The 11,197-nt window shown below is 44.6% G+C and carries 8 protein-coding genes; 4 read left to right on the top strand and 4 right to left on the bottom strand.

Features of this window, described 5'->3' with window-relative positions:
* The first annotated feature begins 51 nt into the window (after positions 1-51).
* Both nudC and glsB read left to right on the top strand, forming a co-directional pair.
* On the top strand, positions 52-870 hold the full coding sequence (nudC, locus tag CCS02_RS11950) for an NAD(+) diphosphatase (RefSeq protein WP_072840061.1): 819 nt from the start codon (positions 52-54) through the stop codon (positions 868-870).
* A 167-nt stretch (positions 871-1,037) separates the two neighbouring features.
* Positions 1,038-1,949, top strand: coding sequence for a glutaminase B (glsB, locus tag CCS02_RS11945; protein ID WP_072840062.1), 912 nt, complete (start codon positions 1,038-1,040; stop codon positions 1,947-1,949).
* 112 nt (positions 1,950-2,061) lie between these two features.
* On the opposite strand, the gene ppnN is transcribed toward glsB, so the two are convergent.
* From ppnN to CCS02_RS11930, 3 genes are all read right to left on the bottom strand, one after another.
* Positions 2,062-3,435 (bottom strand): nucleotide 5'-monophosphate nucleosidase PpnN, encoded by a 1,374-nt coding sequence (gene ppnN, locus CCS02_RS11940; RefSeq protein WP_072840063.1) that lies wholly within the window; start codon positions 3,433-3,435, stop codon positions 2,062-2,064.
* Between the two features lie 167 nt (positions 3,436-3,602).
* Positions 3,603-4,742: a cell division protein ZapE gene (gene zapE, locus CCS02_RS11935; RefSeq protein WP_100636678.1), complete on the bottom strand. Its 1,140-nt coding sequence runs from the start codon at positions 4,740-4,742 to the stop codon at positions 3,603-3,605.
* Positions 4,743-4,822: 80 nt separating this feature from the next.
* Positions 4,823-5,728: a LysR family transcriptional regulator gene (locus tag CCS02_RS11930; protein WP_100636677.1), complete on the bottom strand. Its 906-nt coding sequence runs from the start codon at positions 5,726-5,728 to the stop codon at positions 4,823-4,825.
* A gap of 125 nt (positions 5,729-5,853) precedes the next feature.
* On the opposite strand from CCS02_RS11930, the gene CCS02_RS11925 reads away from it, so the two are divergent.
* Together CCS02_RS11925 and CCS02_RS11920 are read left to right on the top strand one after the other, a co-directional pair.
* A complete protein-coding gene (locus CCS02_RS11925) occupies positions 5,854-7,476 on the top strand; it encodes an NADH-quinone oxidoreductase subunit L (RefSeq protein WP_100636676.1) in 1,623 nt (540 codons plus the stop codon).
* Between the two features lie 9 nt (positions 7,477-7,485).
* Positions 7,486-9,924, top strand: a complete 2,439-nt coding sequence (locus CCS02_RS11920; RefSeq protein WP_100636675.1) for a DUF2309 domain-containing protein — start codon at positions 7,486-7,488, stop codon at positions 9,922-9,924.
* Between the two features lie 35 nt (positions 9,925-9,959).
* Here the strand turns inward: CCS02_RS11920 and CCS02_RS11915 are convergent, their stop codons facing one another.
* Entirely contained in the window at positions 9,960-11,180 is a 1,221-nt protein-coding gene (locus CCS02_RS11915; RefSeq protein ID WP_100636674.1) for an MFS transporter, read from the bottom strand.
* Positions 11,181-11,197 lie beyond the last annotated feature (17 nt).

Below are 11,197 nucleotides of genomic sequence, written 5' to 3'. Positions count from 1 at the left end.
AGAAGATGATCGCGTTAGCGTAATTCCTTTAGACGCAAACCGAGCAATCACATGTTAGAAATAGGCATTCAAACACACCCGCTTCCCCATCAAGATGCGCTCTACATCTTGTTACATAGAAACCAAGTATTAATAGAATCCGAAAATCAATTTCTTACGCCTTTTACGCACTTCCAGCCTAACTCTAAAATGAGTGCTGTGTATTGTGGCCAATGGCATGGCCAAGATATCTTCGTGTGTCGTTTTGAATCTATTCCCAAAGGCTTTACTGAAATTGGTCTAAGAGAGTTACTCTTCCTACAAGATCAACACAATTACATTTTGTTAAGTCGAGCACACCAGCTATCTACATGGGATCGTGACCATCAATTTTGTGGCCGCTGCGGCACCGCCATGAGAGAAAAGCACGCCACCGAACACACAAAGATCTGTCCGTCGTGCAATCTGCGTCACTACCCTCGAATCTCCCCCTGCATCATTGTATCGATCCGTAAGGACGATCAAGTACTGCTTGCTCGAGGCCCACAGGCGCCCAAAGACAGATTTAGTAATATCGCTGGTTTTGTCGAAGCTGGCGAGACATTGGAACAAGCGGTAGCAAGAGAAATTAGAGAAGAAGTTGGCATAGAAGTCACCAACATTCGCTACGTAAGTAGCCAGCCATGGTCTTTTCCACATCAATTAATGACAGGTTTTTTTGCTGATTATGCCAGCGGTGAAATTACGCCAGCACCTGGCGAAATAGAAGAAGCTAACTGGTATCAAATCGATAATTTACCGAATATACCAAACAACGCAACCATCTCAGGACAATTGATTAACTTGCATGTAGACCATATAAAAAAAACAAGAGAAGTAAAAACGCTATAGTAACGACTCTCTTACTTTCAAACACGCCAGCAATCAAATGGCGTGTTTGAAAGCAGCCATATTCACCAAATCCCCCTTTATCCCTAGAAATTTTTAGGTAAATACCTATACTAGCCCCCCATCAAGCTCAACCATTCACTTCCCATTAAAATAACACTGAGAACCTCGTGGAAGATTTACTGCATTCAATAGAACAAAAAGTAAAACCATTAATCGGTTTAGGTAAAGTCGCAGACTACATACCCGCGTTGGCCAATGTCGATCCTAATCAATTTGGTATTGCCATCTACAGCAACAACGGCGAGCTTTATCATGCAGGCCAAGCCTATACAGACTTCTCTATCCAGAGTATTTCTAAAGTCTTTAGCTTAACCCTTGCCATCAAACACTATGGCGAAGATATGTGGAAACGCGTTGGACGAGAGCCTTCAGGCAATCCGTTTAATTCATTAGTGCAGCTAGAATACGAAGCCGGTGTACCCCGTAATCCCTTTATCAATGCTGGCGCTCTAGTAATCAGCGACATGAATCAGTCCCGTTTTGCCTCACCGCATTACGCCATGCGAGAGTTCATTCGTCGCTTAGCCGATAACCCGCTATTGAACTCAGACAAAATCGTTGCCAGCTCCGAATACGAGTTTCGTGCGCGCAATGCTTCCATGGCGTATTTGATGAAAGCCTTTGGCAATTTTGAAAACGACGTAGAAGATGTGTTGCATAGTTACTTCGATAACTGTGCCATGCGCATGAACTGTGTGGATTTAGCTAAGGCCTTTAGTTTCCTTGCCAACAAGGGCTACTCACAGCTTAGTGGTGAACAAGTACTTAGTGCGCGAGAAACTACTCAGGTAAACGGTCTACTCGCCACCAGCGGCCTATACGACGAAGCAGGTAACTTTGCTTATCGAGTAGGACTGCCAGGAAAAAGTGGTGTTGGTGGCGGTATTCTTGCCATCGTCCCTAATCGTTTTTCAGTGTGTGTTTGGTCACCCGAACTGAACAAATCGGGCAATTCACTAGCGGGCATGGCAGCGCTTGAAGCACTATCGGAAAGCATCGGCTGGTCAGTGTTTGGTTAAGCTCAAAACCAGAGCAAGAACGCTCACAGCTAAAACAGAAAAGGGCTTCACGAGAAGCCCTTTTTTACATTAGAAGTCTACAGATGACGTTACGAGCACAGTAGCCATACTATTAGTCTGTGATGACTTTATAACACGGCACATACGCACTGCCCGGCAACTTCATACGTTGCTGACGAACAAAAGCTTGTAACAAGGCATCCAGTTTCGCTAACAAAGCTTTATCTCCATGAATCTCGAATGGCCCAAACTCTTTGATATACGCCACGCCTTGCGCTTTCACATTACCGGCAACAATAGATGAAAACGCTCGACGTAAATCCGCGGCAAGCAAATGCGTTTCTTGATTAAAATGTAGATTCAGCTCACGAACTTTTTCATGGGTTGGTTCAAACGGATACTGAAACTCTTCTGGAATATGCAGTTTCCAATTGTAGTAAAACGCATCTTGATGGGCTTTACGGTATTGGCGAACTTCTTCCATACCTTGCTTCATGGCGCGAGCCACTTCCACTTCATCTTCAATAATAATGCGGTATTTGTTCTGCGCTTCCGCACCTAGTACATCACCAATGAAGGCATGAATTTGCTCAAAATAATCCGCACTTTCTTTTGGTCCAGTAAACACCAAAGGAAATGGTACATCGGCATTTTTCGGATGTAACAAGATACCCAAAATATACAAAATTTCCTCTGCGGTCCCGGCCCCACCAGGGAAGACCACAATGCCATGCCCAGCACGTACAAAGGCTTCAAGACGCTTCTCTATGTCTGGCATAATCACTAGCTGATTCACGATTGGATTCGGTGATTCAGCGGCTATAATGCCCGGCTCCGTTAAACCTAGGTAAATACCATTTTTGATACGTTGTTTTGCGTGAGCAATGGCAGCGCCTTTCATCGGCCCTTTCATTGCCCCTGGTCCACAACCGGTACAAATATTCAGTTCACGTAAACCTAATTCATGGCCGACACGCTTGGTGTAATCGTACTCGTGACGCGCAATAGAATGGCCGCCCCAACACACAATCATATCTGGATTTTGAATACGTCGAAAAACATTAGCGTTACGTAATAATTCAAACACCACATTGGTTAATTTATCTGAACTCGCGTTTTCTAAACCGCGAGCAAGAATGTATTCGTGCTGAGTAAAAATAATATCTCGCAATACGCTAAACAACATTTCGCGTACGCTGCTAATCATCTTGCCGTCGACAAAAGCACTGCCCGGTGCATTTTTCAGCTGCAGTTTCACGCCTCGTTCTTGTTGTACGATGCGGATTTCAAAATCTTTAAACTCTTCCATGGCAGCTTGCGGATCATCAGAATCACTACCGCAGTTCAAAATAGCCAAAGCACAACGATGAAATAGTTCATGAAGTGGACCTGTTTCTTCTGACAAACGAGAAATCTCATCTTGAGACAACATTTCTAACGAACCTTTCGGTGCGACTAACGCATCAACGCGATCTTCATACTGCATGATCGCCCTCCTTATTGTCATTTTATTAATGTCTTTTAAATTCATTGCTTTTAAATATAGTGGTCGCGCATTCTGGTTTTATCAAGCTTTTACGAAAAACTTAGCAAAAATAGTCAGAATGAAATCAACCATTTAACCCGTCTATTTGGTCAATAAAGCTTGCCATACTACTTATTCATCAGACTTATTCGTAATGCTTGATAGTAATGAGATTTCATTTCAATTAAACGACTGTATGTACGACGAAACTCAAACAACAACGAACCGTTTAAATACAAGTTATCCAAAGGTACGCCAGCATTCAGTAACAAAACCACCTGATGGTCATAGCACTCATCCACCAAACTAATAAAACGACGCACAGCATCATCATTAACACCTAATGAAACCGCGCGTTCACCAGTTTGCCCTGAGCCAATAGCGCCGTCTTCTGTGCCTCGCGCTTTGATGTGTTCATAAGGTTCGCTGCTTAGTTCTGGAATACCTGTCAGCATTATCAACGGATAAGTTTGCGCTAGCTCAATGTAATCCAGAGACGATCTAGGGCCATCACACAAAGCATAAAAGTCAAACCAAGCAATGTTATCCGCCGATTCAATCACCGCAATAGCTCGACGACAGATTTGCAGCGGCTGTCGGTTGATTTTTCCCTTTGCCAGCTGCTTAAACAAGAGCGACATATCTTGCTCGTGTTTGACAAAATAAATCGGCGTAAATCCTGTATGACGTAATCGATGATCCTCTTCACCGCCAAGATGAATGCTATTTAAATGCGCTTGTAACAAGGCAATAGCTGGCGCGAAGCGTTCTTTTTGCAACTGGTTTTGAAACAAGTTTTCCACCGAAATATTCGATGTTGCCACCAGCATCACACCTTCTTCAAACAAGGCTTCAACCAACCCCCGCAGTAACATAGCATCACCAATGTCAGAGACAAAAAACTCGTCAAAACATAGCACTTGGCATTCTGACGCCAAGCGTTTGGCAATGCCTTTTAAAGGATTTTTCTGACCGCAGGCAAGATTCAACTCTCGGTGTAAACGCGCCATAAAATGATGAAAATGCAGCCTTAACGCCATTCCATCAGGCAAACAGTCATAAAACAAATCCATCAGAAACGTCTTGCCACGACCCACATCGCCCCAAAGATAAACGCCTTTGATTGGCTCTAACACGTCGCTATTTGATAGGTTCGACAGTAACGATTGATAAACACGTTCTAACTCATTTAGCGCAGGCTGCTGACGCTCATCAAACGTCACTTCGTTCTGCTCTAGACGAGTTTGATAGACTTGCAAAGGAGTCATGTACTATTTCCTTGTTTAGTATTGCCTTCTTACTATTGCCTTTTTAATTATGGGGCTTTCAGACTGCGCCTTCAAAACACTTAAATTGAGTGGTCCACAGAATACTGATGAATCGCAATTTTGATCAAATCCAATACAGGTTGCGAAGTAAATTTACGTGGCATAGTAATGGCGTAAAAGTTTTCGAATGCTTGAGGAATGCTTTCATAATCCTGTAGCACTTTCGATTGAATCTCGTCTTTTACCACCACCGGCGGCAATACGGACAAATAACCACTGTCCCTTGCTAACAATCGCAACATCGCCATGTCATCCACTTCCGCCTTGATATCTGGCTGATATTGATGCGTGGCGCAAAAGGATTCAAATGAGGAACGAATATCGGTGTTGCGCCCCGGCACTACCCATTTTTTATCTTCATAGCCCTGTGGAAAAGACATCTCGGGCTTTTCGCCATAAGGCCCAACAATCGCCACAGCTTGTCTAGCGACTAGCTGGTTTCGCCATGTCGTGTCATGGCCTTCACTCAAAATAGCACGATTGGTCAGTGCCAAATCTAATTCATGATTGACGAGTCCATTGAGCAAATCCGTCATGCCTCTCGAAGCAAGTGAAAAATCCACGTTCTCGCTTTTTAACAAAGGCGCAATAAAGCTTTCGATGAAATTTCTCGATAAATTGCTCTGTACGCCGATGGTAATATGCTGAACCTGCGTCGCACTGTCCTTCTGGATAAACTTTTCTAGCTCTTCGCCGGTATTAAAAATATCTTGCGCATAAGCCAACACCCGACGCCCAACATCGGTCAGTACCAGCTTACGCCCTTGACGAATAAACAATGCCACATCAAGACTCTGTTCAAGCTGCTTGATCTGCGCCGACAGAGCGGACTGAGAGATGTGCAAGGTTTCTGCCGCTTCCGTCAGACTCGGGCTCTTGGCAACCCGCCAAAAATAATACAAATGATGATAATTCAACCGACTCATTGCCTATCATCCTTTAAATACATAACTAAAAGTGAACGTTACATAACAATATATGTATTTTTATTAACAAAATAAAGACTTCATAATCGCCTCAATTTATTAAATCCAATAAACGTAGGTTATGTATGTCCTTAGTCGTGTTAAGTTTCTTACCGATTTTCATTCCCTTTACGCTGTTTTTTGGCGGCTGGTATCTCGGCCATGAGAAAACCCAATACGTGGCACAAAAAGCGTCTCGATTAAGCTTTGTCTTGCTGATTATCTTTCTCGCCACCTTTCCGGTCAGTTACTTTTTCACTGATGCTTGGCAATCTTCTACTTTGATTCGTCACACAGCACTCAATCAGATCATGCTTGGATTGGTGACTATCATGGGTTGGGTGCTGATCAGCTTCTCGCGAAACTACATGGCAGGACAGGTTAATCTGAATCGTTACTATCGTTGGTTAATGTTTACCTTGGCGTCCGTAGCCATAACAGTGACCACCAACCATTTGGTGATTTTCTGGCTCGGCTGGTTAGGCATTAGTTTGTCACTCAACAACTTATTAACCTTCTACGCGGATCGTCCACGAGCCATTCTCGCCGCCCACAAGAAGTTCATGCTGGCACGAATTGCCGAGCTGTCTTTGTTTGCCGCTTTTGCCTTGCTTTACCAGCAATACGACAGTTTATACATCAACACTATTATCGATACCGCTGTTGCCCAATCTAGCGCCGGATTGGCATTACACTGGCAAGAGCAAGTCACAGCCTGCTTGATCGCACTGGCTGCGTTAATCAAATGTGCTCAACTTCCTTTCCATGGTTGGTTAATACAAGTTGTCGAGTCGCCAACACCTGTCAGCGCCTTACTCCATGCAGGTGTTATCAACCTCGGCGGTTATCTACTGCTTTTGTTCACGCCTGTGGTTGCGCAAAGTTCCGTGGCAATCTGGCTATTGTTAATTGTGGCTGGATTGTCGACACTCGCTAGCGCCTTGATCATGACAACTAGAATCAGCGTCAAAGTTCGCCTTGCTTGGTCGACTTGTGCGCAAATGGGGCTGATGCTGCTGGAATTTGCCTTAGGGTTGTACGAATTAGTCTTGCTGCACTTGCTCGCCCATTCTTTTTACAAAGCCTACTCTTTTCTCAACTCCGGCAACGCGGTGAATGACGCCATTAGATTACGTCTTTCTAGCGCCGCAAAAACCAATACTCAGTCTTCACCGACGAACAAAGCCATCATGCCTAACGCACAAACTTGGCTGCTTTCTCTTGGTTTAAGTACCGCGATTGTGGTGATTGTGCGAACTTTATTTGGCTTCGATAGCGCGTTTAGTGCTTGGTGGTTATTCGCTCTCGCACTCACTATTCTTATCGTGCAATGGCGCACGTGCGAGCACTCACCTTCGGTTGTTTACACCTTCATGATGGGCGTGTTTTTGTGTGTGATTTATGCTGCATTAAAATACGCCATGCATTACGCATTACCGACCTATTCAACTCACACGATTCAGGCTTTTTCCCTAGCCGATATCTGGGCGATGGTTTTATTTAGCCTGCTCTTCATCTTAAGTGCGCTGCTGCATTATCAAGTACGCTGGCGCGCAGTTCGTCGCTTATCTATTGCCCTGTTTGCAGGGCTTTATCTGGATGAATGGCTCACACGTCTGGTGCTTAAATTCTGGCCAGTCACCTTACCCGCCAGAGCCAAAGAACAACATCACGCATTAAGCAAAAATAAACCGTCGCTAAAACCTTAGGAGAATCGCATGACTATCAAGGCTACAAATACATTAAGCATGCAACAAAAGGACCTATTGCTCGATGCGACTCGTACTATTGCTCCCCATTGGCCATTGGATAAACTGATCGCGGTCAATCCACTTTGGTCATTGGTTGATAAACCCTTTGATGACATTTCTGATGAATTATCAGCCTTGGCAGGCATCAAAACCTATATGTCTAATGAGACGTATCGCGCTTGGTTTGATGAAGGGAAAATTTCACACCATTGCCTAACCAAAGCTTCTGAACACTATGACCTCAATGAGCAAGACGCCTTACTTGAGCATTTGTCTCAAGCCAATAATTTGCCAGATTCTTGGCGTAATATTGCAGACCTTGCCGATCAACATAGACCCGCTAATAAGATGTCTTGGCACGATGAAATCACCCATCAAGTCAGCCAGTTTTGCGCCGCGCATTACCAGCAGCAAAGCCCAACCTTAAGACAGCAAAACATTAACAACGAGCTCGATCTATACAGCCATTGGTTAGAAGTCACCAATGAAGACAAAGGTCTAAGCATTATCATGGGCGAATCAAAACTCACTGACTTCTTCCATAACTTACCCACTGACAAAGAAGCCTTATTTGCTCTGGCCATCGAAGAATTGGCCTTGGATGATCAAGCGCTACATTTCTACGCACAAGCATTATTGCTCGATATTAATGGCTGGAGCAGTTATCTGGCTTACTTAAATTGGTCCAAAGGCGATAGCAATGAAAACCTTGCGCAAGAAAACCATGTGGAGTCTTTGCTCGCCATAAAAATGGCATGGGAATTGGTTGTTTGGCGTTACTTAAAACACACATCCCAAGCATTACATAGCGCAATAGCTAACAAATGGTCAGAACAAAAAAATGCCATCCCAGCGCTGATTCAAACACATCAAGACGCTTTATTAACATCCAAAACTTGGGCCTTGGCACTGGAATACAGTGAGCAAAAAAGCTTACATCAAACTCTGATCTCTACACCGCCTTCATCTTCTTTAGCAGGCTCAGCAAGACCTGAACTGCAAGCTATATTTTGCATCGACGTTCGTTCAGAAGTATTTAGACGTGCGCTGGAAAAACAATCCGACAAGATTCAAACACTGGGTTTTGCGGGCTTTTTTGGTTTGCCTATCGAATACAAAGCAAAAGACAGCCACTATGTTCGCCCACAACTTCCCGGCTTATTACAAGCGTCCATAACCGTCACCGAATTGACGAGCGATAAAAATCACGTTCACCACCAGCAAAAAGAAGCCCGTTGGCATCGTTGGGGACACGCCGCGCCAGCATCCTTTTCCATGGTGGAATCCATGGGTTGGTGGTACGCCTTTAAAATGTTCAAGCAAACACTTTTCTCCCAGAGACAAGAACACCCAGCCAATCGTTTAGCGCCAAATACCGACTGGCAATTGACTCAGCATGGCCTTGCACTGACAGATCAAGATAAAGCCAATTTAGCAAAAGGCATTTTAGATACCATCAAGCTAACCACCTATGCGCCTATCATCATGTTAGTCGGTCACGGTAGCCATACCAGCAACAACCTTCATGCTGCCGGATTAGAATGTGGCGCTTGTGGCGGACAAAGTGGCGAGGTCAACGTCAAGGTTTTGGCATCACTATTAAATGACCACAAGGTGCGCGCCTTACTCAACGACATGGGGATGGAGATTCCTAGCGACACGCAATTTGTCCCTGCGATGCATAACACCACCACAGATCAATTAACTTGCTTTGATCAAATAAAAGACGCCAAAAGCATCGATAGCAAAATAATGGATTGGTTTGAAAAAGCCCAGTTTCTCGCTCAACAAGAACGCGCAACAAGGTTAGATATGGCCTTGCTGGATGCTTCGGACAAACAACGCTCAAAAGCTTTTAGCAAACGTGCCAACGACTGGTCACAAGTTAACCCAGAATGGGGACTTGCTAACAATCATTCTTTTATCATCGCTCCACGCCAGAAGACCCGCCACCTCGATCTTGAAGGACGCAGTTTTCTACACGATTATAATCAACACAATGACTCAGACTTTAGCATTCTAGAACGTATTCTTACCGCGCCAATGCTGGTGACTCACTGGATCAACATGCAATACAACTTATCGGTGACTGATAACTTCAAATTCGGCTGCGGTAATAAAGTGCTGCACAACGCAGTTGGCGGAAACATTGGCGTATTTGAAGGTAACGGCGGAGACTTGCGCATAGGACTTTCCATGCAGTCTTTAAACGACGGCCAAAAATGGATGCACACACCGGTTAAACTCGCGGTTTACGTTGCTGCACCAAAAACGGCTATCGAGAAAATCGCCGCAAAGAACAATATTGTTAGACAACTGATCGATAACGGCTGGCTGTATTTGTTTCAATGGGAAGGCGACAAGGTTCAGCGCTTCTACCAACAACAATGGCAAGCACAAGAATAGAAGCTAAGGCTCTTAGTTTCTATTCTTTATATCACTCAAGCCACAGCGGCACGAAGACGTGCCACTGGGCGCTCGTCGATTAAGATATGAATCAATGCCGTAATCAGGGCGATAATACAAGCTGCCCACCAGACAACATCGTAAGAACCAGTTTTATCGTAGAGATAACCGCCTAACCAAACGCCACTAAACGAGCCAAGTTGATGACCTAAAAAGACGATGCCGTACAGCAAGCCCATGTAACGTAAGCCAAACATTTGTGCCACCAGACCCGAGGTTGGCGGTACCGTCGCCAGCCAAAGCAAGCCTGTCACAATGGAAAAAACATACACAGACATGCTTGTCATTGGCAGCGTCATAAACAAGGCAATCGACAAGGCTCGAAGTGCATAGATAATAGTGAGCAATTTTTTCTTCGAATATTTCCCAGCCCAACTGCCAGATAATAAACAACCAAAAATATTAAACAAACCAATAAGAGCCAAACTCGCTACCGCCACATCGGGCAAAAAACCTTGATCAGATAAAAACGCTGGCATATGCACAGTGATAAAAGCCAATTGAAAACCACAAACAAAAAAGCCAACCACCAACAACCAATAATGGGAATAAGCACTTGCTTCACGCAAGGCTTCTTTCATGGTCTGCGTCACTTCTATTGTGGTTGCATTCGCATTCATACCGTCTTTTTCTTGGCGAAATGGGCTAGACAACAACACCATCATCAAGGCACACACCGCCATCAACAATAAGGCGTTGCTCCAACCATAGGAAGCAATGAAGTCTTGAGCAATAGGGATTACTAAAAGCTGCCCAGCAGAACCTGCCGCACTGCCCAAACCCAAAGCAAAGGAGCGTTTTTCAGGAGAGACCATGCGCGCCATCGCTGGCAATACCACACCAAATCCCGTTGCTGCGATGCCCATGCCCATTAATACGCCAGCGCCCATATTGAGTCCTAGCACACCATCGGCACCAGCGGTCACATATAAACCTAATGCATATAACGCAGCCCCAATAAATAAGGTTTTCAAAGTGCCATAACGATCGGCAAAGGCACCAGCAATCGGCTGAAACAAGCCCCAACATAGGTTTTGTAATGCCAAGGCAAAAGCAAACACTTCGCGCCCATAACCAAACTCTTGGGAGATCGGTGCCATAAAAAAGCCCATTGATGAGCGCAAACCAAAGTTCAACGCCAACAGGAGACAGATAAGACCAATAGAAACACTGAGTAATTTCACGGGACGCGACATGAATGCTTTCCTAACTA

It is taken from the genome of Marinomonas sp. ef1 (assembly GCF_002806845.1).
GTDB lineage: Bacteria > Pseudomonadota > Gammaproteobacteria > Pseudomonadales > Marinomonadaceae > Marinomonas > Marinomonas polaris.
Note: the sequence above shows the minus strand (reverse complement) of the source record. Positions and strands in the feature narration are given on the sequence as shown.